19 protein-coding genes are annotated in these 21,022 nt (G+C 59.6%); 1 reads left to right on the top strand and 18 read right to left on the bottom strand.

The genetic code is table 11. The features are described 5' to 3' along the window. Nucleotides 1-82: 82 nt before the first annotated feature. The 14 genes from JNL86_18225 to JNL86_18160 all read right to left on the bottom strand — a co-directional run bounded on the left by JNL86_18225 (nucleotide 83) and on the right by JNL86_18160 (nucleotide 13,632). Entirely contained in the window at nucleotides 83-739 is a 657-nt protein-coding gene (locus JNL86_18225; GenBank protein ID MBL8044851.1) for a response regulator transcription factor, read from the bottom strand. A gap of 245 nt (nucleotides 740-984) precedes the next feature. Continuing rightward, on the bottom strand, nucleotides 985-2,310 hold the full coding sequence (locus JNL86_18220; GenBank protein ID MBL8044850.1) for a beta-ketoacyl-[acyl-carrier-protein] synthase family protein: 1,326 nt from the start codon (nucleotides 2,308-2,310) through the stop codon (nucleotides 985-987). Nucleotides 2,311-2,351: 41 nt separating this feature from the next. Next, nucleotides 2,352-3,623 (bottom strand): hypothetical protein, encoded by a 1,272-nt coding sequence (locus tag JNL86_18215; GenBank protein MBL8044849.1) that lies wholly within the window; start codon nucleotides 3,621-3,623, stop codon nucleotides 2,352-2,354. 217 nt (nucleotides 3,624-3,840) lie between these two features. Next, entirely contained in the window at nucleotides 3,841-4,638 is a 798-nt protein-coding gene (locus JNL86_18210) for an autoinducer binding domain-containing protein (protein ID MBL8044848.1), read from the bottom strand. 251 nt (nucleotides 4,639-4,889) lie between these two features. Continuing rightward, nucleotides 4,890-5,870 (bottom strand): hypothetical protein, encoded by a 981-nt coding sequence (locus tag JNL86_18205; protein MBL8044847.1) that lies wholly within the window; start codon nucleotides 5,868-5,870, stop codon nucleotides 4,890-4,892. Between the two features lie 122 nt (nucleotides 5,871-5,992). Beyond that, nucleotides 5,993-6,763 (bottom strand): hypothetical protein, encoded by a 771-nt coding sequence (locus tag JNL86_18200; GenBank protein MBL8044846.1) that lies wholly within the window; start codon nucleotides 6,761-6,763, stop codon nucleotides 5,993-5,995. A 20-nt stretch (nucleotides 6,764-6,783) separates the two neighbouring features. Then, a complete protein-coding gene (locus JNL86_18195) occupies nucleotides 6,784-7,305 on the bottom strand; it encodes a hypothetical protein (protein MBL8044845.1) in 522 nt (173 codons plus the stop codon). Between the two features lie 11 nt (nucleotides 7,306-7,316). Beyond that, nucleotides 7,317-8,027 carry a hypothetical protein gene (locus JNL86_18190; protein ID MBL8044844.1) on the bottom strand — a complete coding sequence of 237 codons (711 nt, stop codon included), beginning with the start codon at nucleotides 8,025-8,027 and terminating at the stop codon, nucleotides 7,317-7,319. 35 nt (nucleotides 8,028-8,062) lie between these two features. Next, complete coding sequence (locus tag JNL86_18185; GenBank protein MBL8044843.1) at nucleotides 8,063-8,695, bottom strand: hypothetical protein; 633 nt, start codon at nucleotides 8,693-8,695, stop codon at nucleotides 8,063-8,065. A 229-nt stretch (nucleotides 8,696-8,924) separates the two neighbouring features. Continuing rightward, nucleotides 8,925-10,739 (bottom strand): excinuclease ABC subunit UvrC, encoded by a 1,815-nt coding sequence (gene uvrC / locus JNL86_18180; GenBank protein MBL8044842.1) that lies wholly within the window; start codon nucleotides 10,737-10,739, stop codon nucleotides 8,925-8,927. A gap of 114 nt (nucleotides 10,740-10,853) precedes the next feature. Continuing rightward, nucleotides 10,854-11,723 carry a diaminopimelate epimerase gene (locus JNL86_18175; protein ID MBL8044841.1) on the bottom strand — a complete coding sequence of 290 codons (870 nt, stop codon included), beginning with the start codon at nucleotides 11,721-11,723 and terminating at the stop codon, nucleotides 10,854-10,856. A 178-nt stretch (nucleotides 11,724-11,901) separates the two neighbouring features. After that, nucleotides 11,902-12,300 (bottom strand): VOC family protein, encoded by a 399-nt coding sequence (locus JNL86_18170; protein ID MBL8044840.1) that lies wholly within the window; start codon nucleotides 12,298-12,300, stop codon nucleotides 11,902-11,904. Between the two features lie 151 nt (nucleotides 12,301-12,451). Continuing rightward, complete coding sequence (locus tag JNL86_18165; GenBank protein ID MBL8044839.1) at nucleotides 12,452-12,901, bottom strand: GNAT family N-acetyltransferase; 450 nt, start codon at nucleotides 12,899-12,901, stop codon at nucleotides 12,452-12,454. Nucleotides 12,902-12,909: 8 nt separating this feature from the next. Beyond that, entirely contained in the window at nucleotides 12,910-13,632 is a 723-nt protein-coding gene (locus JNL86_18160) for a polysaccharide deacetylase family protein (protein MBL8044838.1), read from the bottom strand. Nucleotides 13,633-13,704: 72 nt separating this feature from the next. Between JNL86_18160 and JNL86_18155 the strand changes: the two genes are divergently transcribed. Then, the gene (locus JNL86_18155) at nucleotides 13,705-14,877 is read left to right on the top strand and encodes a site-2 protease family protein (protein MBL8044837.1); all 1,173 of its coding nucleotides are present in this window, start codon (nucleotides 13,705-13,707) and stop codon (nucleotides 14,875-14,877) included. A gap of 138 nt (nucleotides 14,878-15,015) precedes the next feature. Here the strand turns inward: JNL86_18155 and JNL86_18150 are convergent, their stop codons facing one another. The 4 genes from JNL86_18150 to nuoL form a co-directional block, all read right to left on the bottom strand. Further along, nucleotides 15,016-15,867, bottom strand: a complete 852-nt coding sequence (locus tag JNL86_18150) for a YihY/virulence factor BrkB family protein (protein MBL8044836.1) — start codon at nucleotides 15,865-15,867, stop codon at nucleotides 15,016-15,018. A gap of 137 nt (nucleotides 15,868-16,004) precedes the next feature. Next, nucleotides 16,005-17,480: an NADH-quinone oxidoreductase subunit N gene (locus JNL86_18145; protein ID MBL8044835.1), complete on the bottom strand. Its 1,476-nt coding sequence runs from the start codon at nucleotides 17,478-17,480 to the stop codon at nucleotides 16,005-16,007. Then, nucleotides 17,477-19,042, bottom strand: coding sequence for an NADH-quinone oxidoreductase subunit M (locus tag JNL86_18140; protein MBL8044834.1), 1,566 nt, complete (start codon nucleotides 19,040-19,042; stop codon nucleotides 17,477-17,479). The genes JNL86_18145 and JNL86_18140 overlap by 4 nt, the downstream gene beginning before the upstream one ends. Nucleotides 19,043-19,111: 69 nt before the next feature. Then, entirely contained in the window at nucleotides 19,112-21,010 is a 1,899-nt protein-coding gene (nuoL, locus tag JNL86_18135) for an NADH-quinone oxidoreductase subunit L (protein ID MBL8044833.1), read from the bottom strand. Nucleotides 21,011-21,022 lie beyond the last annotated feature (12 nt).

Here is a 21,022-nt window from a genome sequence, read left to right as displayed (position 1 = left end):
CAACGGAGCGTGTCGGTACTCTCTCGGACTCCGCACCGGAGAACTTGAGCATGCAGCTGCCGCGTTCACGGCCGGCTTGTTCCTAAGGGATTGTTTTGAGGTAAAACGCGGCGGCTTGAGACCTCCTGGTGAGATGGAGTTTGGAGTAGACGTTGGCGAGATAGTTCTTGACGGTTTTGTCACTCAACCCGAGTTCGGCGGCGATTTCCTTATTCGTCTTTCCCTGTGCAATAAGGGGGAGGAGGCGTCTTTCCTGTGGAGACAACAGATGGCGGCCCCGCTCAGGTTCACGATCCGCCACTTTGCGGAGATAGGCAAAGGTGTGGCGGGTGACGCCCGGATCAAGATAGGCCTGTCCCTTGGTGATGCTGCGTAGCGCGTGCATCAGGGTTTCGGCGCCGGCGTCCTGCAGGACATATCCGTGGGCTCCAGTTGCCACGGCAGAGAGGAGAATGGTGTCGTTGAGGGTGTCGGCAAGAAACAGCAAGCGAGTAGCCGGAAGATGGGACAGGATTTCCTTGGCGGTTTCGATGCCGGTTCCGTCCTGTACGCGGAGATCGACGATGACAATGTCTGGTTGGTGCTGAAGCACCAACGGCAGTGCCTCCTCTCGCGAGGGCGCTTCTCCGACGATGCGGAAATCGGGGACAGAGTTCAGTAGTGTTCGCATGCCGACTCTGACCAGTTCTTGAGGGTTGATGACAAACACCCGTGTGGTGGTGTGTTCTAGTTCGTTCATGGTCGACTCTCTCATAAATGTGGATGGATGTCTTGTGATGGTGCTCGATATTTCCGCCGATGCGTCGGGTCACCTTCGATAATGGTGACGAGGCGCACAACGGCCGGTCTCCACCCTCCTCGTGCCGGTTCATACACGGGGTTACACGGTCCCGATGCGGCCTCGCTCCACACGGGGGAGGCCGCATCAGCGGACGCGCGGTCGATGCCTCTACTGCAGTGACGCCGGTCACTCATGTGATTATCCTAGGATACTCCAACCAATTGATTCATGCCGTACGCCGGTGCGGCTTTCATCGAACCGGTACCGGCGGCGCCGAGGTTCACACGTGAGAGTGCCAGCACAATATTCTTGCCGCCGAATCCAAAGCTATTGATCAGCGCGCGATTGACGTGCGCTACGCGCCCGGTTCCCGAAACATAATCCAGATCGCAGTTCGGGTCCGGAGTGGTCAAATTCAGCGTGGGTGGGATGAATTGGTGTTCCATCGCCTTCGCGGTTCCGATGAGTTGGAAGGCTCCGCTGGCGGCGAAGGCATGGCCAAGTGCCGCTTTGAACGAGCTGACGGGCACTCGATAGGCATGGTCGCCCAAGACCTGCTTCACCGTCTGTGTTTCGATCGCATCCAATTCCATGGTGCCGAGGCCGCAGGCGTTCACGTAGTCCACTTCTTCGGGGAACCAGTGGGCGGTTGAGAGTGCCAGCCGGGCGGCCCGTTGTTGCTCTTGCCCGGTGCAGGCGGCTTTGACCATCGAGTGGGCGTCACAGGTGAAGCCCCACCCTTCCAGTTCGGCATACATTTTGGCGCCGCGGGCGCGGGCATGCTCGTAGTCCTCAAGGATAAAACAGCCCGCTCCTTCGCCCAGCACCATGCCGCACCGGGTCTTGTCGAAGGGGCGGGGAAGATTCCGGATTGTGCCGTGCTCGTCCGGTGCCAGTGCCCGACCGGCGTTCATGGCGGCGTACACACTCGGATGAAGGGGCGCTTCCGTCCCCCCCGCCACGACCAGGGAAGATTGTCCCGACTTGATCCATTCATAGGCGCGTCCGATGGCATTGGCCGTTGAGGAACAGCCGATGGAATAGGTCTCGCAGGGACCATGCAACCCCAGGACGATGGCCACTTCCGAAGAGATCGCATTCGGAAAGGTCATACCCATGGTAAAGGGATTGACTCGCTCGTAGGCGTTCAGCTTGGCTGCGTCATGAAACTCAAACGCTTCTTTCATGCCGCCGATGGAGGTGCCGATGCTGATACCGATGGTGCCGCGATCCTCCTGTTCCAGGTCGATCCCGGAATCACGTGTCGCCATCATGGCACAGGCCACCGCGAACTGAGTCGCCCGTCCCATGCGCCGGGCCTGTTTACGATGCAAAAAGTCCTCGGGATCGAAATCCTGCACCTCGGCCGCGAGACAGGCCTGAAAGGGAGAGGTGTCAAATGAGGTGATCGGCTTCACCGCGCTGTCTCCCCGGCTCAACAGGTGCCAAAAGAGATCGACGGTACAACCCAAGGGGGAAATAACTCCCATGCCGGTGATGACGACTCGACGAGAGGTCTGTGGTGTCATGATGCCCTCCTGTGCTCGTAAGAGCGTGAAAAAGTATGTCGTCAATGGGAATGCCATGCATGCATGTGCTCACGATGTGCGTCCGGCAAGGCGGAGTCGGGATAGAACGTCGCATAAAAATCTTCGTCCAGGTGATGCGTCTGGCAGGCCACGACGGACTTGCAGGCATCGGCGTGCGCCGGGAAGCGCCCATAGGTGGCGAGGACATATTCGGTAAACGCGATGGTGGCGTCGACGGCGCGTGCGGAATGTTCCGGAACCTGTTGTGCCGATCCGGGTCTGACCCAGGTCTGCTCGTGAGGCTTCCTGAAGGTGCCATTCGGCCCGAACTTGCTGTCGACCAGCCGAGTGACAGCCTCTTTCATCGAGGCTACGAAGGGTGGCATGGGGCCTTCCCACACGCCCGGGATGCCGACCGGATTTGCCCGCATCGGCTTGCCGGGCGGGACGACGAACTGGAAGCCCAGCCCCGGATAGATGTGCGGCTCGAGGCCCAGGAGATGCCGTCCGCTTCCCACGCTCTGGATGCCGCCGCCAAGCCCCAGCGCCTGCTGCATCAAGGAAATGTGTTCGCAGATGATGCCTTGCTCCTGAATCGCCGTTTCGCAAATCGCCGCGTCGAGTTCCCGCAAGCTGAACATTCGGCGTGCCCGGATATCGTCATGCAGGTGTCCGCCCGCGCTCTTGCGGAAGGCGTCCAGGCCGCAGCCGGCATTGCCATGGTCGGTATCGACGATGAAATATCCGGTGTCCTCGCTGAACATCATCAGGAGCAGATTCAGGTAGAGTAAGGCGATATTGGTGACGGGAAAGAAGAGCGTGGTACCGGGCCGGTTTGTATACCATTGGTTGAACGGCAACATGAACGGCACTTCACGCGGGATCTCGAGCCGGGAGGGCTGGAGTTGGACGATGTCCAGGTCCCAGGAGTGGTCGGCGCTGGCGGCATCGGCCACAAAGAAGACGCCCTCGTCGTTCGTGTAAAACAACTGCGTGGTCTGTGCGGAGCACGGACTGGGAACGGTGCGGCTTCGGAAATTCATCAAGGCGTTTCCTTGCCCCTCGCTCGAGCCGGGCTTCCCGACGAAGTGCATATCACCCAGATTCCGTCCCGATCGCCCGATCGCCGCATAAATCAAATACCGTTCTTCTTCCTGACTCAGCGGAACCGGCTCATGATGACTGGTGTATTGGAGCGGGCCACTCGGCAGCGTCATCCCAAGGCCGAAGCGACGGGTTTTTCGCTGTTGCAGGAGGTCTAACAGGGTGAATGTGGCGTCCATTGCTGCAGACTGTGTAGCGAGCTGCTTCATAGGGCCTCTCCTTCCGGTTGCCTAGGGCCGTTAGGCCCTATCCGGTCATGTGGATAGCGGTGGTACTGGCACGCCATCAAGGGGCGTGGTGTTGACTGGGCTGACTCTACGAGAGGTGTAGGTTGCAGTCACCTACCCATCGGGGTAGGCGAGAGCGTAGTCCTGAGATATCGTGCGAAAACAACAGCGGCTCTCGATGCGGCAGGTGTTGTCTTATTTACTCCGCGCGATTGGAATCGGACGGTGAACGATCGTCACTGGGAGGCGAAGAGGAAATGAGCCGATGTTGCTCGCCGGTCTGCCAGTAGGCGATGGCACTCCAGCGGTTTTCGACCCCGATTTTTTGGAAAATATTTTTGAGGTGGAACTTCACCGTATTCAAACTAACTTTGAGGATGACAGAAATCTCCCAGTTGGTCTTGCCCGCCGCGACCCAACGGAGGATCTCTTCTTCCCGTTTACTCAACAGAATTGTCGGGTGAGCCGGTCGCTCAGGCTTCCACGTTGAGCTGCACCGCATGTAGCTTAAGTGAAAATGCGGGGTGAGAATATCGAGCAGTAGCCGGAGTTTGTCTGCGTGCTTGGCGTCGAAGTTGCTGAAGGCAAAGTAGGAGCAGGTCCCCTGTTCCCCGCGTACCCCGGCCGACAGGCACGTCTTAATGCCGAAATCCAGCTTGAGGGCGCTGATGTCTTTCGGCTCGGTGAAGGCGGGTTCGTCGGCACTGGATGTGACGGACTGCCCGGAGGTGATCAGCCGGTATACGGCAGGGTCTGCCGCCAATCCCTGGCCCATGTAGAGCTGGCAGAACTCCCTCGGATAGGTCGAGTGCCCAAGCGCCGGATCGACTCCACGGAGAAGATCCACTCCTCCGCATCCCGAAAATTCATAGGGAATAACGTGCTGGACAGCCGATACGAGTTTCCAGACGCCTTCGCTTCGATTGACGGAGCGAGCGTCGTGCATGATTTCGCCGAGTTGTTGGAATTCCTTTGTAGAAAATCCCGGCTGATTCATGGCAATGCTCTCCGCCGAGCGCGCCTTGTCGTCGCCTCAATAGATCGGTCGTCGTCGCGCTCACACATTCGGATTTGGTCCATGCTGAGACAACTGTATCCTTGGGGGAACGGCTGATTGTACTGCGACCAAATGAGCGGGATCTAGGGTAACCTGCACCTAGTATAGAGTGCCTAAGGTATGAACCGCAACGGGAAAGGGATGGCGTTCTGGGTCTTGAAGAGAGGGCCAGGTGAGCCGGCGAGAGGTGGTCAGCGTTGAATTTTGAGGGTTGGCCCAAGGGTCAGCCATTTCGTCGGGCCAAGGGCAGCCATGTGTGGAAGATGAGCCACATACCAGACCACGACGTCCTGCTCTTGCACGCTCTGGTTGTCCTGGTCATAGCCCAGTTGTCCGCGTGCCCCAAACACCCAGGGTAGGTCTTCGTCCGGATTGGCACGCCGGATGGCAACATCATGGTCGGCGAAGTCATCTCGTTCTCCGTCGCCTTTGAGGGGCGCGTACCCTTCTCCAGGAAGGAGCCAGACGCCGTGACCGGTGAGTTGATCACGAATGAACCAGGTCCGGTGGGTGGCGGAGACTTTCACGTCGTTACGTTCGTTCGTATATTTCGTCCATCCGGGGCCCCAGCCATGATCGGTTCCCCCGTCGTCATGAGCAAAGACCTGGTCCATACCGTTGCCATCGATGTCGAAGTCAAAGCGCCAGTAGGGGTGGTGGATGTGGTCGGTATTGCAGGAGAGTCCGCGGCTTTGAACAATCGGGCGAAGTTCTCCGTCGTCGGACAGATGCCAGGACTGGTAAATGTGGTACTCCCCAATACGCGCATAGATGCCGAGTTCAAGCCACTTGGTCCCGTTCAGCGTGGAGCTTTCAACACAGACTGTATTGTTGCCACAGTTGACGATGGGGACCAGGTCCTGCCAGCGCAGTCGATCCTGGAATGGGCCGCAGCGCCCGCTGTCGGCGCGGGATCCGAACCACGTGAAGGGATTCCACCAGATGCGTTCCTTCACATATTTGACGCGCAGGACCGGCATGCTGGCTTTGCCGAGGACGAGCTCCCCGTCATAGGTCACGTTTCTGAGCGCCAGGCCGGTGTTGTCCCGAACCTCATAGTCAAAGCTCCAGCGTCCCCATTGCAGATGTTCAGCGGTGGGATTAGCCGCACCGGCAAGCGGCGATGTCAGGAGTCCGCACAGCAGGAGGATGCCGGTCAGGACACGTTTCATCCGCTCTCCTTTCAAGCCTTGCCGGGCGGCAGCGCCAGATCGTGCCTGTCGATGACTGAACCGGCTTATCACGCCTCGCCCGTCACCGCGCCGCCCGGTTTCGTTCGCACACGTGCCGACCGTTAACGAGGCGGCTCAGCGCCCGCGTCCAGTACACGGTCATCCGTGAGGTCGACCTGTGCCCAATATTTGGGGTCTCCGCCCACTCCCTGCGAGAAGGTGATCCACATCACCCGATGGCTATACCCCGGGTCGTTTCTGAAGAACCCCCGATCCGGCTGCATGAGAAGACCATGGCCTTGCATGTCGCGCACGTTGCCGGCGAGGCGTTGATCGGCACGCGCCAGTTCAATGCCCCGTGCCACATCCTGCGGTCCTTCCGGCGGGAGGTACCCTTCGGATCGAGAAGCCTCCAGGACGCCCCCGTCTTTCATGCGTACGTCGACGGCCACGTTATGGCTATAGCTGAAGTAGGTGAGTCTGGTGAATCGTGAGTTGATCTGACAGCAACCAAAGGAAACTTTGCTCTTCGGCGGGGTTGCATCGGCATCGATAAATCCCCATCGTGCGCCCAGCAGGGCGGCGACACGGGGGTCGGCTTCAGCGGCGTTCCTCATCGAGGCCACGTCACGTACCGATAGCGGCATGATCGGGCTGGGTGATCGAGTGACGCCGGCATCCATGGCGGCTCCGGCCATTTTGGGTTTGACATGCCCGGGCGACTCATCGGCCGTGAATTCCAGAACGTGTCTTGCCGGAACGTGTGCGGGGAGCGATCGTTTCGGAACGGGGGTCTCGGGATCCGCAGGGCCGAAGGGGCCGCGCGAGGATGCATCGAGGCTGCAGGCGGCACAGAAGAGAATGGCGATGATTCCGGCTGGTGTCCACATCACGGGTGCGGCTCCCCTCTTTCCTAGGCCAGCGCCAATTTCCCGGCCACGCTCAGCGCCAGACGCGAAATCTGTACCCCGGCCTTGAGCACCGCGGCACGTTTCTGCCGCGAGGCGGCGTCGAGCACGGCTTTCCTCATCAACTCTTTGTAGCCCTCGATCTCGTCCTGGGCGAAGGGGACAATTTGAGAGACGGTGGTGTTGTTGAACGTGTTGGCCAACTGCAGGTACAGGTTGGAAATTTCCGCCGCATAAATACCTCGTCGTAGCGGGTCATTCTTATACATTTCGAATTTCTTCCGTAAGGCGGTGACGGCTTCCAACAGCGCGGTCTGCTTCACCTTCGTCTCGTCCTGCTGCCCGACGCTGAACGCCACCGCACCCAGTTGATCGATCAACACTTGCGCCTCCTCGCGCGCATGGTCTAAGCGGGTGGCAAGCTCTTCAATCTCATGGGTCGCGGTCTCGCCCGTCTCCATCAGCTGTTTCAACACAGTGTCGTTGTCCCGGAGGAAGGTCACCACTCCCTCAAAGCTGCGGTTCATAGCGTCCTCCGTTACTGTCCGTCATCCTTCTTGAGCCGGTCCAGCAGCTCGACCAGGTCCGCAGTGAATCGTTGCGCACGATCAAGTCCGCCAATGCGGAGAATGCGCGCCCCGACCACTTCTTCCAAGGCGTCATTGGCCGTGCGGGACTGGTTCAAGATTCCCATGATCTGCTCAGAACGATTCGGAGCTTGGCTGAGAAGTGCCGCGACGAACTCCGGATCGACCGAGGCCAAGGCTGATTGTTTGGCAAAACGATTCACCTGGGCATGGAGGGTGGCGGTGTGTTTCCAGGAGTCGTTGAGGGCGTTCGCCGTGTCGCGCAGGCCGCAGAAGTCTGCCTCGAATTGATTCCAGACCGCTTTCTCAAGCCCCTGCACGTCCTCCATATAAATAAGGCTAGTGAGGTAGGCGGCCGCATAGGCGGAGTCTCCCTTCCGAGTAGTCAAGTTTCGAAAGGCCGCCAGGGCGAAGCGGTGCTTGGTTTCCTGCATGTGGAGAGATTTGAACGCTTCATGGAGTTCGGCGCGGGCTTGCTCCAGGTACCTGACCCGCGATTCGGTTTCCTTCTGAAAGAGATCAATATTCGTTTGGGCGGCGTCGATCTTGGTTCCTTCCAATTGAAGGAGCTCGCGGACCGAACTGCTGTGAATGGAGTGACACCCGGTCGCGACGAGCATCAATATGGCGAAGGAGAATCGTGCCAGGCTTCGGCTGACCATGGAGGACTCCTTCTGGTGAGCGACGGGAAGATGGGTCATCGCCGCACCGTCCGAATTGCGTCGGCCAGGGACTGGGTCTCCGTTTGACTCAGCGTGACGTCGATGTCCAGGTATTGCTTGATCAGGCCATTGATCCGGCGGAGCACGTCGACATTGGTGCGGTAGTGGTCGAACGCGGTCAAATCAACGGCCTGCGGCGCTTTGGCATCTGTCGAGACGCGCCGCTCCACCTGGGCGATCAACTCCGGGAGTTGCTGCACGAGGTTGCTCATGTCGCCCGATCCGGCGGCAAATACGGGTTGCCCGGTTTGCCCTTTGCGTTCGGGGAGAGACTTCAGGCGGATCATATTAATGACGCGCAAGACGTCTGGACCGAGCTCCGCCGCATCATCTTCGGCCATGGCAGCCTCCGGGACGTCGGCTACCCGCGGATTGGTGGTCGCCCATTGAAGGGCCAAATCCAGTTTGAGGCGTGTCTGCACATAGCGGTACCACTGCAGGTGCCTGGTAGTGATATTGCTCACCAGCTCACGATACTGCTGCATGAGCCGCTCATTCTCTGCGTAGGCCTGGTCTTTGGCCGCGAGCGCTTGTTTGATTTCCGGCGGGGTTGCGCAGGCGGTCAGGAGCGCGAACGTCAGGACGCCGGCGATGGGCCACATCCTCATCGGGATGCCTCCTGGTGAGCGTAAAAAGTCGGATCGATTCTCTGAAGAGGCAATCTACGTACCTAGTACGTAGATCGCCATGGGGAGTGAGCGTAGCGATGAAAGGCCTGTCGTGCAAGGAGAAAATTCGTCTGCCGCGGATCGAGACGCGGCAGACAAGGCTGACACGGCGTACCCAATCGGATACGGGTGTATCGAACCGCATACAGCCAAGGTCAGGTGGCGAGAGTCAGGCCGGGGTGAGGGCTTTACGTAGTGCAGCGACGGTGGCTTGATCAAGGCCGGCGGTCTTGAGTTGGTCGTCGGTGGCGGCAGCAATGTGTTGTACGCTCCCAAATAGCTTCAAAAGCCGTTTCCTGCGGATTTTGCCGATGCCAACGATCTGGTCCAGTTCGGAAGAGAGCAGCGCTTTGCCACGCAGATTCCGGTGATAGGTGAGCGCGAATCGGTGGGCTTCGTCGCGGATCCGCTGCACGAGGTGTGTGGCGGGGGAGGTCGGCCGCAGGACGATGGGATTCTTACGCCCCGGGAGAAAGATCCGCTCGTCCTTCTCGCCGCGAGCTTTGGCGAGGCCGATGATCGGAATCTGTTCCTGTCCGACGTGTTTCAGCCCTTCGATGGCGGCGCTCAACTGCCCGAGGCCGCCATCAATCAGGATGAGATCCGGCCGTGCCAGGTCTTCCGTGGCGCCATATCGTCGCATGACGGCTTCCTGCATGCTGGCAAAATCGTTGGCCCCTTCCACCGTTTGAATGCGGAATTTTCTGTAGTCGGCCTTCTTGGCCTGTCCGTCTTCCCACACCACGAGGGACGCGACGGACTGGTTTCCCATAATGTTCGAGATATCGAAGCCTTCGATACGGCGAGGGGCGACGTCTAGACGGAGCAAGCGTCTCAGTTCCGCCGTGGCCTGCCGGTCGAGGGCCTCGTTGCGCAGATGGTCCGCGATGGCGGCGGCCGCATTTTCTTCCGCGAGCAGCACCAACTGATGTTTCGTGCCCCGCTCCGGAGTGAGGAGCCGAACGGCATCACCCCGCTTCTCGCTCAGCCATTGTTCAATCAGGAGCGCATCGGAGAGGTCGGTCGGTACCAACAGTTCTTTGGGCGGTTGCCCTTCCTTGTTGTAGAACTGCTCGATCGCGGAGCGCACGAGTTCTTCGTCGCTGGAGTCGGCGGACTGCGGCCAGAAGAAATCTTTCCGCCCGATCAGTAGGCCGCCGCGCACGAACAGCAGCTGCAGGTCCGCTGCCGTGCCTTGGCGAGCCAGTCCGACCACATCCTGGTCGGAGGTGCTGACCTGGGTAATGCGTTGCTTCTCCAGCGTCCGCTCCACACTGAACAGCCGGTCCCGTAAGCGGGCCGCCTCTTCGAACTCTTCCCGTTCAGCTGCAGATTCCATGTTCTGTCGCAGGCTGTCCAGCAGTTCCCGGTCCCGACCTTCAAGAAACTGGCGCACCTGGTTGACGATCAGGTGATAGTCTTCGCGGGACTGGTTACCGGTGCAAGGTGCCATGCACCGTTTGATTTCAAACTCGATGCAGGCTCGGTCCGCCCGGCCGTCGATCTCGATGTCACAGGTGGCGAGGGGGAACGCTTTGCGAATGACTTTCAAGGTTTCACGGAGTGCGCCGGCCGGCGTATAGGGTCCGTAATAGAGCGCCCCGTCTTTGTGCACGCGGCGAACGATGGACAGGCGGGGAAAGGGCTCTTTGATCGGTAACCGCAAATAGGGATACTGTTTGTCGTCGCGCAGGACGATGTTGAATCGGGGACGGTGGCGCTTGATCAGATTGCTTTCGAGGATCAGCGCTTCTAACTCAGAGCGGGTGACGATGGTTTCGAGGTCGGCAATCTCGCTGACGAGCAAGCTGGTCTTGGGTGTCTGATCGCTGCCCTTCTGAAAATACGAGCGCACGCGGTCGGCCAGCACCGCGGCTTTCCCGACATACAGAATCTCTCTCTTTGCGTTTCGAAAGAGATAGCAGCCCGGTTGGTCAGGCAAGTGGTCGAGCTTGGACTGGAGCGCGTCGTGGAAGTCAGCCATGAGCGATCAGCTTTCAGCGGTCCGAGAAAGGAACTGTGCAACCTGGGTTGTAAGCGATTCTAATGGTTGCTGCAAATCCTCTGCAATGTCGCGCCCACGCTGATGGCGTCCAGCTTAACGAAGTCCTCGCACGAAGGACGGACTGAGCGTTCCCCGGGCGACTTCCGCCACTGGTCCCTTCATGGTCAGGCTGAAATCTTCGGCGACCTCGATGTTGAGCGTGCCCCCCGGCATCGTGACCGTGACGGGACCCTTGACGAGCCCGAGTTTGACGGCGGCACTTGCCGCAGCACAGGAGGAAGAGCCGGAGGCCTGAGTCTCCCCGGCGCCGCGCTCCCAGATCAGGATAAAGATTTCCTTGGGGCCGGTCGGTACGGCCAGTTGCACGTTGGTCCGTTTGGGAAACAGGAGGTGGTTTTCCAGGGCGGGGCCAAAGATGAGCAGGTCCTCACGGGTCCAGGATTCGCCCTTCTCCTTGAAGACCACGCAATGAGGATTGCCGACACTGACGCCGGTGAACCGGAGCGACCGGCCAGCGGCCTTGATCGGCGCTTGGATCAACTCGTCCATGTCGAGGGTACAGGGAAGTGCTGCCGGTTGGAACGTCGCCTGGCCCATCTCGACAGTGGCGGAGGCGGCATCTCCATGGCGGTCCACATGCAGCGCAATGGACACCAGGCCACCCTTGGTCTCGACCGTGAATGCACGCTTCTTGGTCTTGCCGGTGGCATGCAGGTAGCGAGCAAAGATGCGTAGCCCGTTGCCGGACTTTTCGGCCTCGCTGCCGTCCGGATTGTAGATTCGCAGGCCGAAGTCCGCCTTCTTGGAAGGCACGAGCGCCAGGATGCCGTCGCTGCCCAGACCCCAATGACGATCGCAGATGCCGCGGATTTTCCCGGGAGTCAGCTTGAAGCTGAGTTCCTTGGGATCCATCACCACATAGTCGTTGCCGAGTCCGTGTCCGCGAAAAAACCCGTTCTTCATCTGCGCTCTCCTTGTTCGTCGTTCGTGAAACGTGACGCGGAGGAACAATACTGGGGCGGATGAGAATTCGTCAATGGGTTGGCCTGCGCAGTCACTGGGACGCGGAGGGGCTGGTTAGGAGGCGCATCGTTCGCTCGGTGAAAGACGAACAATGCGTGACGGGCGACGAACGACGCGTTTACACCAGCGTCGTGCCGGGCGGTCGTTCAATGAGTTCGACCTCGTACCCATCGGGCGCATCGATGAAGATGAACCGGCTCCCGGAAGAGGTGTGCGTCGGGCCGTCGGTGATCGCCACCTGTTTCGACTGTAAACTCCGGATCGTCTCGTCCAAATTTTCGACTTCAAACGCGAGGTGGACGAGATCTTCCTGTACCCTGACAGGGCCGCTCGCAGAAAAGCTGCACAGTTCGATGAGTTCTTCGCTGTTGGGGACTTTCAGGAAGGCGAGATGAGAGCCGCGAGGGGAGACCTTGCGCTCCAGCACCTCCAGACCTAGGACGTCCTGGTAGAACCGGATCGTCTGATCCATGTCGCTCACGCGCATGCGGGTATGGAGGAGCTTTTTCACGCACATCATCTCGTCTCCTTTGCCGGCTGCTGAAAACCTCCTCCAGCGGCGTTCTCAGTCGCTCGAACCCCTCAACGTACCCTCCGCGTACGCCTCGGGGTCCTCGTTCCTTGCGGCCTTCCTGGAAAATGTTTTGAGCAGCCTAATCGCAATGCCCTCACATCGTTTTCGCGGGCCCGCTCGTCTTCCGGAGCAGAATTTCGGCGTATCCGGGAATGAGGAAATTCGGCATGGGACCGATTTCCTTATACCCCTGCTTGCGATAGAACGCGCGGGCGCCGTCGTTGAAGTCTGATACGCAGGCGAACAGGTTCGGGGCTCGTGCGAAGGTGAGCGATTCGATGTGCGACAGCAAGCGGCTTCCGAACCCCCGGCCGGTGGCTGTCGGCGAGATGCCAAGCAGTTCCAAATAATCGCCGAAGAGGAATTTTCTGCGTACGATGGCGATGCCGAGCACCAGGCCTTCCCCTTCGAGGACAAACGTGTCCCGGCCGACGGGGAGCGGGGAAAAGATGCGTCCCCAGTCAACGGCCGTAAAGCCGAGCCGCTTCCAAGGATCGGAGCTGGTCAGGATGGCGACCACGGCATCGCGATCTTCAGGCCGCATCTCGCGAATCAGTGTGTGGGGTCGCTCGTCGGTTGGTTGCATTGCAGGAGATCCGATACGGTCATCGCGCGTAGGCCTTTCTTTCCCAGCAGGTTTCCGGCCAAGGCCTCTGTCACTTCTCGAGTGTGTTTGCCCTTTCCGTTGGCATGCAGCACGATCACGCTGCCGGGCGTGAGCCGTTTCTGCACACGCGAGAGGATCGCGTCGGCGCTGAGGGTGGGGTCCGGGTCGCCGGACTCGATGTTCCACAAGATGAATCGCAGGCCGAGCGCCTTCACGGCCTCTACGGTCACGTCGTTATACTCCCCATACGGCGGTCGAAACAGGATGGCCGGCCGGCCGTAGGTGTTCTTGAGGGCACGCACCGGCCCCATGATCTCTTGCTGCTGCTCCTTCATCTCATGCATAGGAAGGTGCGCATGGACATCGCCGTGCGTGCCGATCTCGAAAAAGGGGACAGCCAGGAGTTCTTTGACTTCGGCATCGTGCTTGGCCATCCAGCGCCCGGACATGAAAAATGTGGCCGGCACCTTGTGTGCAATGAGGAAGTCGATCAGTTCGCGATCAAATCCTGAGGCGGTGCGCACCGGGCAGAGATCGTAGGTCAACGCCACGGCGGGGCAGGAGGTCGGGCCGGCCTTGATGACTTGGGCCTGTGCGTGGTCGACGGCCAGACCCCTGACAAGTCCGAGAAGGACGATCACACCCATCAGGCCAGGTATTCGAAACATGGGCGCAGTATACCCGATGGCGAGACCGCGCGATAGTTGACGCTTCCTTCAGGTGGCTGTTACGGTGATGGCATGCAGGGGCCGGATTGGAAAATCGGACAGGTCTTCGGCATTCCCATCCACGTGCATGCCTCGTGGCTCTTCGTCTTTTTCTTTGTCACCTGGTCATTGGCGACCGGCTATCTGCCGGACGTGTTGCCCGGTTTGTCGGAGCCGCGATATTGGGCAATGGGTGGCGTGGCGGCTTTGTTGTTGTTTGCCTCCGTTCTGCTGCATGAACTCGGTCATTCGTTGGTAGCGCTGCGGTATCGCATTCCGATCAGTCAAATTACGCTCTTCATTTTCGGCGGCGTCGCGCAAATGCGTAAGGAGCCGCCGCATCCCCTGGCCGAATTCCTTATCGCCATTGCCGGTCCGATCGTGAGTTTTCTCCTGGCGGGGCTGTGTCTCGGGTTGGTGGCATTCTTGGAATGGATTCCGGCCGGAGTGTCCCTGCATGGGCTTACGGCGCTGGGCACCTTGCTGGGGATGGTCAATACGCAGTTGGGGCTGTTTAACCTGCTGCCGGGGTTTCCGTTGGATGGCGGGCGCGCGTTGCGGGCCGGTTTGTGGGCCTGGAGCAAAGATTACTACCGTGCGACAAGCCAAGCAGCACTGGTGGGCTTGCTGTTCGGGGTGAGCTTCGGGCTGTTCGGCGCCTTGTTGCTCGTCGGTGGTCTGTCCGGTACGACTTCCAGTTCGTTGGCGAGCAGCGGGGGATGGATCGTGCTGCTGGGGGCGTTTCTGTTTTCGGCTGCACGAGGAAGTCGTAAACAAGCGGCCATCCGTTCGTCACTGGCCTCGGTGCCGGTCCGCGAGTTGATGGTCGCCAATGTGGTGGCCCTATCCCCGGACATCACGGTGGAAGAAGCCGTCAATCAGTATTTCCTGCCCTATGGGTACGGGGGATTCCCGGTGGTTCAGGATGGCCGCCTGGTCGGCGTGGTTGGCGTGCGTGACGTCCAGGCCGTCAGGAATTCCTTGTGGGCGTTCCGTCGCGTGGCCGATATCATGCAGACGTCCGACGACGAGATGGTTGTCTCGCCGGACCTGTCTGCCATGCAGGCGCTGGAACGGATGTTGGCGCTTGGCGCCGAACGTCTCGTGGTGGTGCATGATGGGCAATTGCTGGGGTTGGTGACTCGCGCGTCAATCGGGCACTTCATTGAACAACGCCATCCTTCCGGACTGTCTGCTTCTTCGTGACCGATCCTGTGTCCGTCCGTCGTCCCTGACACGATGCGCTCACGCTAGGCTCGCACCTTGCCGTCGTTGGTCGCTGCAGGCTGAACGTTGATGCGCGGTTACGGGAAACGGAGACGAAGTGGTTGCGGCAGGCTCGGCCTAGCCAGGAAGTATGGCGGAATCATCCAGCGTGACGGGGCGGCGGCATTGGCACTCATGGGTGACCACCGCTCCGAGCAGAACGAGTGCCGAAGAATAATAGACCCACAGCAACAGCAAGACGACCTCGAGCAGTGAACCATACAGTTGCGTGTAGACGGCAGCGTCTTCCAAATAGGTGACGAAGAGAACCTTGGCGGAGACCCAGAGGAGACTGAATACCGCGCCGCCGATCGTCGCTTCGCGCCAGGTTGGCCGCTGGTGAGGAAGAAAGCGATACAAACAAGTGACGGAGGCGAAGGCCAGCAGGAACGGCAGCGTATACGCAATCAAAAAATCGTGCGCGGCGATGGCCACCAGGTTCATGCCGAGGAAGCGCGGGGCATAGGCCGTCAGGAGGTCGATCGCCTGGGTCGCCACGAAGGAGATCAGCGTCAAGAGTCCCAACATCCAGATCAACGCGACTGCCACCAGCGTTGAGATCAAGGGATGGCGCTTGGCCGCTGTTCCGAAGACGGTGTTCATGGCGTAGTCGAGTTCGTAGAACACCAACGCGCCGAACCATCCGAAGGCAAGAAAGACGGCCCATCGCACTTCTTCCTGTTCCGCCACACGCCTGATGTCCCTGGCTAGCCGTTCGCCCATGCTGGGGAGAAAGCCCTTCAGAAACCCGAGCAGGAATTGATACCCAATCACATCCTGGCTCACGATGAAACTGATGCCGTACAGCAGTAGGAACACCATCGGGAAGAGGGAGAGGATCGAGTAGAACGCCAACGAGGCGGCCAGACTGGGACAGCCTCGTCGCCGGAAGGTATCGAACACGTTCGAGAGAAATGTCAGTTCAGTCATGCAGGCCCGCGCGATTCAAGATCGGTGCGGAGCGATGGACGTCTACAGATGGTTCCAGGATGCGGTGCAGGAACGTCGATCCGCCGGCCTCGAAGAGGCGGTGGAGGTCTGTGAAGTGATGCGTCCCGGGCACAGCGTTATTTGAGGAGCGGCGCCGCATGGGTGGCCAGCGACCAGAGGCCGTTCGGGAACAGACCGAGAAAGACGACGCCGGCGAGGGCGCAGGCCAGGACGAACGACAGTGCCGGCGAGGTTTCCAGCCGGGACTGAGAGGCGGCGGTTCCTTCCGGCTCTCGCATGTACATGACCATCACGATGCGCAGGTAATAGAAGGCTGAAATCGCGGCGAAGATGACGGCCACGACTGCCAGCCAGGTCATACCGCCGTTCACGGCGGCCATGAAAATGTAGAACTTGCCGATGAAGCCCGCGGTCGGAGGAATACCGGCCAAGGACACCAGAAAGACCAGCATGAAGAACGCCGCCAGCGGCTCGCGCTTGGCGAGGCCCGCATAGTCTTCGATGTTTTCGCTCTCTTGCCCTTCCTTGCGCAACATGCCGATCAGCGCGAAGGCTCCCAGCGTCATGAACGAATAGATCGCGATGTAGAGTAACACGCTGGCGAAACCGCCCACGGTGCCGTCGCCGCGATGCCCCCCGGCGACCACGACGCCGATCAGCGCATAGCCGGCATGGGCGATACTCGAATAGGCGAGCATGCGCTTGATGTTGGTTTGCACGATCGCGACGAGATTCCCCAGGGCCAGGGTGGCCAGACAGATAATCGTGAAGAGGACCGACCAGTCGGCGCTTGCCCCTCCCAAGCCTTCCACAAACACGCGCAGGAAGGCGCCGAAGCTGGCGGCTTTTGAGGCGACAGCCATGAAGGCGGTGACCGAGGTCGGTGCGCCTTGGTAGACGTCCGGCGTCCACATGTGAAAGGGGACCACGGCCAATTTGAATCCGAATCCAACCGCCAGCAGGACCAAGGCCAGAGACAAGATCGGATTGCTCGTGCCCTGCATCGCAATCGCCTCGGCGATCACCGATAAACGGGTGCTGCCGGCTAGGCCGAAGAGTAGGGAAATGCCATATAACAAGATGCCGGATGAAAAGGCGCCCAGCACAAAGTATTTGGCAGATGCTTCGAGTGAGCGGGCCTCCGTCCGTTTGAGTCCGGCCATCACGTAGAGCGAAAGCGACATGAGCTCTGTGCCGAGGTAGATCGTGAGCAGGTCGGCCCCGGAGACCATGACCATCATCCCTGCCAGCGCCAGCAGAATGAAACCGTAATACTCGCCGATGCTCAATCGTTCGGCTTTCAAGTAGGTAAGGGAAAGGAGCACGGTCAGTCCGGTTACGATATAGAGGAGCAGTTTCCAGAATGCCGCGTACGAATCAAGGATCACCATGTTGCTGAAGGCATACGTGCGGCCGGTCACCTGTGACGAGGTCAGGCCGAGACACATGGCCAGCGCCCCCAGGGTCAGCCAGGCCAGCACGTCCTTCTTCGCCGTCTCCAGAATGGGGTCCAAGGCCAGGACGAGACAGGCGGCTCCGATGACAATCAGTTCGGGAAGGATCGCCAGAAGATCTTGAAGCGATATGCTCATCGTGTGGCTGCCTGTTCAGAAGATGAAATGGGCTGCGCGGCCGCTAGGGTCGGTGTGGCCGGTGTCGAGGCCGAGGCCGGTGGCGGCACGATCGCATAGGCCGGAGCCTTCGGTCCGTTCAGCAGATGTGTCACGCTGGCATGCATGCGGCTCAAGAGTGGATTCGGAAAGATCCCCAGGACGAACACCAGCACGATCAATGGTACCAATGTCGCTGTCTCCCTGGCATTGAGGTCCAGGAGATGGTCTCGATGGGCGGCTGCCGGGGTTCCGAATACGACTCGCTGCATGAGCCAGAGCATATATGCGGCGGCCAGGATGACGCCCAGTGCGGCAAAGGCCGTAGCAAACTGACTCCAGACAAACGTACCGGCCAGCACCAGGAATTCCCCCACGAAACTGTTGGTGCCCGGCAGCCCAAGCGAGGACAAGGCAAAAATCATCAGGAAAATGGCGTAACGCGGCATGGGGCCGGCCAGTCCGGTGTTGTCGAGAATCTGGCGGCTGTGGGTCCGTTCATAGATGATGCCGACGCAGAGGAAGAGGCCGCCGGTCGTGATGCCGTGATTGACCATTTGCATCACCGCGCCTTCAATCCCCTGAATATTCAGCACGAAGATGCCCAACGTGACAAAACCCATGTGGCTGACGCTGGAGTAGGCGATCAGTTTCTTGATGTCGGTCTGCGCCAGCGCCATATAGGCTCCGTAAATGATGGCCACGATCGACAGCGCAATCATCGGTTTGGTGAATGCCACCGTGGCATCGGGAAGCATCGGCAAGGTGAAGCGGAGGAATCCATACGTACCCATTTTCAGCAGCACGCTGGCCAGAATGACGCTGCCCGCAGTCGGTGCTTCCACGTGGGCGTCCGGCAACCAGGTATGGAACGGGAACATCGGCACCTTCACGGCGAAGGCGGCGAAGAAGGCCAGGAACAGCCACATTTGGAGCGTGGCGCCGTACGTTCCGCGGCTCAGTTCCAGAATGTCGAAGGTGTGTCCACCCTGGAAGTACAGGGCGAGGATGGCGACCAGCAGGAGCAAACTTCCAGCCAACGTGTAGAGGAAAAATTTGATCGCCGCATACAGGCGATTCGGACCGCCCCAGACGCCGATCAATAGATACATCGGAATCAGCATGACTTCCCAGAACACGTAGAACAGGACGAAGTCCAGTGCCACGAACACGCCGACCATCGCCGTTTCCATGACCAGGAGCATGGACATGAAGAGCGGCACGCGCTTCTCGATCGCAGTCCAGGAGACGGTGACGCAAAACGGCATGAGGAAGGTGGTCATGAGCACCAGTGGAAAACTGATGCCGTCCATGCCCAGGCTATAGTTGACTGGCGGGGAATTGATCCAGGAGGCCCGTTCCACGAACTGCATCTGAGCGTTGGAGGTGTCGAACAACCACCACAGTGGCAAAGAAAGGAAGAAGTTACCGACGGTGAAGGAGAGCGCCACCCAGCGTGAGGACTCAGCCTTGACCAGGAAGCAAAGCACGGCTCCGATCAGCGGGAAAAATACGATTAGGCTCAACCAGGGAAACGACGTCACGAAAATCTACTCCACGGGTGAAACGTAACAGGATCTACCGGTTATTCGGGATTCTAATATCTCTTCCAACTACAGCAGCAAGTAGACCGTCAGGATGACGACGGCGCCCAACGTCATGCCAAGGGCGTAATGCTGCGTTTGCCCGCTCTGTGTCAGTCTGATAAACCAGCCGCCCCAGGCAATCGCACGGGCGACGCCATTGACCGCGCCGTCGATGATCGCTACATCGACATGTTTCCACATCCCTTGTGCCGCAGACAGGGTCGGGCGGACCAGGGAACGGTCATAGGCTTCGTCGATATACCACTTGTGTAACGACAACTCGTACGCGGCGCGCCACTGCTTCGCGAGGCGATCAGGCAGCGTCGGGTTCAGCACGTACAGATAATAGGCGGCCGCGATGCCGCTCAATCCCATCAGTGTCGCCACCGCCATGATGCCTAAGGCCGCGTTTCCTTCATGATGGCCCGCAGCCCCCTCGCCGTGGAAGACCGGCTCCAGGAATGCCGGAATGCCAAGATAGCCGGCGACAATGCTCAGCACGGCCAATACCATCAAGGGCGCGGTCATCGTCGTCGAAGGTTCATGAACATGCCCCGCATGGTGGGGATCGACGTGAGACTTGCCCCAGAAGGTGACGAACACGAGCCGGAAACTATAGAAGGCGGTCAGGCCAGCCGTCAGCAATCCGCAGATCGTCAGGACCTGGCCCAGAGGCCCGGCCGACCAGGAGGAGACCAGGAGATCATCCTTGCTGAAGAACCCCGCGGTCAGCGGGAATCCGGCCAACGCGAGTGAGCCCACGAGGAAGGTCCAATAGGTGACCGGAAGCTTGTCCTTCAAGCCTCCCATGTGACGCATGTCTTGTTCGTGATGCAGCGCGATGATGACGGAGCCGCATCCCAAAAACAGAAGCGCCTTGAAGGCACCATGGGTGAGCAGGTGATACATGCCGGCGCTGTAGGCGCCCAAACCGCAAGCCATGACCATGTACCCAAGCTGGCTCATGGTCGAATAGGCGACCACCCGTTTGATGTCCGTCTGGGTCAGGGCAATGGTGGCCCCCAGCATCATGGTGAGCGCACCGATCAGGGCGACGACGGTCATGGCCGTGGGCGACAGGTTATAGAGCGGGGCTAATCGTGCGACCATGAAGACGCCTGCCGTGACCATGGTGGCGGCATGGATCAAAGCCGAAATCGGAGTCGGGCCTTCCATCGCATCGGGGAGCCAGACATGCAGCGGGACTTGCGCGGATTTGCCGACGGCTCCGGTAAAGAGCAGGAGACAGATCATCGTCATGACCGACACGTTCCAGGTGCCGCCGAAGGGGCCGAGCAGGTTTGTCGTGTTGGACGCCAGTTCTTGCGCGTGGGCAAAGATGGTGACGTAATCGAGTGAACCGAAGGTCACCCACACGAGAAAGAGCCCGAGGATAAAGCCGAAGTCTCCGACGCGATTGACCAGAAAGGCCTTCGTGGCGGCTGCGCAGGCGCTCGGCCGCTCATACCAATGTCCGATGAGGAGGTAGGAACAGAGTCCGACCGCTTCCCAGAAGACGAACAACTGCAAGAGGTTGTCCGCCATCACCAGCATCAGCATCGAGAAGGTGAAGAGGGCGATATAGGCGAAGAATCGGGCGTAGCCGGGCTCACCGTGCATGTACCCGATGGTGTAGATGTGCACCAACGTGCTGACGGTGGTAACCAGGATCAGCATGACGGCGGTCAGGCGGTCGATGGAAATGCCGATGTGAATATCCAGATTGCCCGACGTCAGCCAGGTGTACAGGGTCACATTGATGGGTGCGCCGGTGGCGACATCATGCAGGGCCAGCAGCGACAGCAGGAAGGATCCCGCCATGGCCGGGACGGCCACCAGATGGGCACGATCCTTGATCCATTGTTCCCCGATGCCGACGATCAGGAAAGAGAACAATGGAAGAAATGGGATCAGCGCGTACATCATGGTCGGTACAGT

The sequence above is a fragment of the Nitrospira sp. genome (assembly GCA_016788885.1).
Classification (GTDB): domain Bacteria; phylum Nitrospirota; class Nitrospiria; order Nitrospirales; family Nitrospiraceae; genus Nitrospira_A.
The sequence above is the reverse complement of the archived record's forward strand: the minus strand, read 5'-3'. Positions and strand labels throughout refer to the sequence as shown.

What these genes read in the sequence shown, in the direction of transcription:
- JNL86_18225 (MBL8044851.1), bottom strand. Translation starts at nt 739, where the DNA reads ATGAACGAACTAGAACACACCACCACACGGGTGTTTGTCATCAACCCT.
- JNL86_18220 (MBL8044850.1), bottom strand. Translation starts at nt 2,310, where the DNA reads ATGACACCACAGACCTCTCGTCGAGTCGTCATCACCGGCATGGGAGTT.
- JNL86_18215 (MBL8044849.1), bottom strand. Translation starts at nt 3,623, where the DNA reads ATGAAGCAGCTCGCTACACAGTCTGCAGCAATGGACGCCACATTCACC.
- JNL86_18210 (MBL8044848.1), bottom strand. Translation starts at nt 4,638, where the DNA reads ATGAATCAGCCGGGATTTTCTACAAAGGAATTCCAACAACTCGGCGAA.
- JNL86_18205 (MBL8044847.1), bottom strand. Translation starts at nt 5,870, where the DNA reads ATGAAACGTGTCCTGACCGGCATCCTCCTGCTGTGCGGACTCCTGACA.
- JNL86_18195 (MBL8044845.1), bottom strand. Translation starts at nt 7,305, where the DNA reads ATGAACCGCAGCTTTGAGGGAGTGGTGACCTTCCTCCGGGACAACGAC.
- JNL86_18190 (MBL8044844.1), bottom strand. Translation starts at nt 8,027, where the DNA reads ATGGTCAGCCGAAGCCTGGCACGATTCTCCTTCGCCATATTGATGCTC.
- JNL86_18185 (MBL8044843.1), bottom strand. Translation starts at nt 8,695, where the DNA reads ATGAGGATGTGGCCCATCGCCGGCGTCCTGACGTTCGCGCTCCTGACC.
- uvrC (MBL8044842.1), bottom strand. Translation starts at nt 10,739, where the DNA reads ATGGCTGACTTCCACGACGCGCTCCAGTCCAAGCTCGACCACTTGCCT.
- JNL86_18175 (MBL8044841.1), bottom strand. Translation starts at nt 11,723, where the DNA reads ATGAAGAACGGGTTTTTTCGCGGACACGGACTCGGCAACGACTATGTG.
- JNL86_18170 (MBL8044840.1), bottom strand. Translation starts at nt 12,300, where the DNA reads ATGTGCGTGAAAAAGCTCCTCCATACCCGCATGCGCGTGAGCGACATG.
- JNL86_18165 (MBL8044839.1), bottom strand. Translation starts at nt 12,901, where the DNA reads ATGCGGCCTGAAGATCGCGATGCCGTGGTCGCCATCCTGACCAGCTCC.
- JNL86_18160 (MBL8044838.1), bottom strand. Translation starts at nt 13,632, where the DNA reads ATGTTTCGAATACCTGGCCTGATGGGTGTGATCGTCCTTCTCGGACTT.
- JNL86_18155 (MBL8044837.1), top strand. Translation starts at nt 13,705, where the DNA reads ATGCAGGGGCCGGATTGGAAAATCGGACAGGTCTTCGGCATTCCCATC.
- JNL86_18150 (MBL8044836.1), bottom strand. Translation starts at nt 15,867, where the DNA reads ATGACTGAACTGACATTTCTCTCGAACGTGTTCGATACCTTCCGGCGA.
- JNL86_18145 (MBL8044835.1), bottom strand. Translation starts at nt 17,480, where the DNA reads ATGAGCATATCGCTTCAAGATCTTCTGGCGATCCTTCCCGAACTGATT.
- nuoL (MBL8044833.1), bottom strand. Translation starts at nt 21,010, where the DNA reads ATGATGTACGCGCTGATCCCATTTCTTCCATTGTTCTCTTTCCTGATC.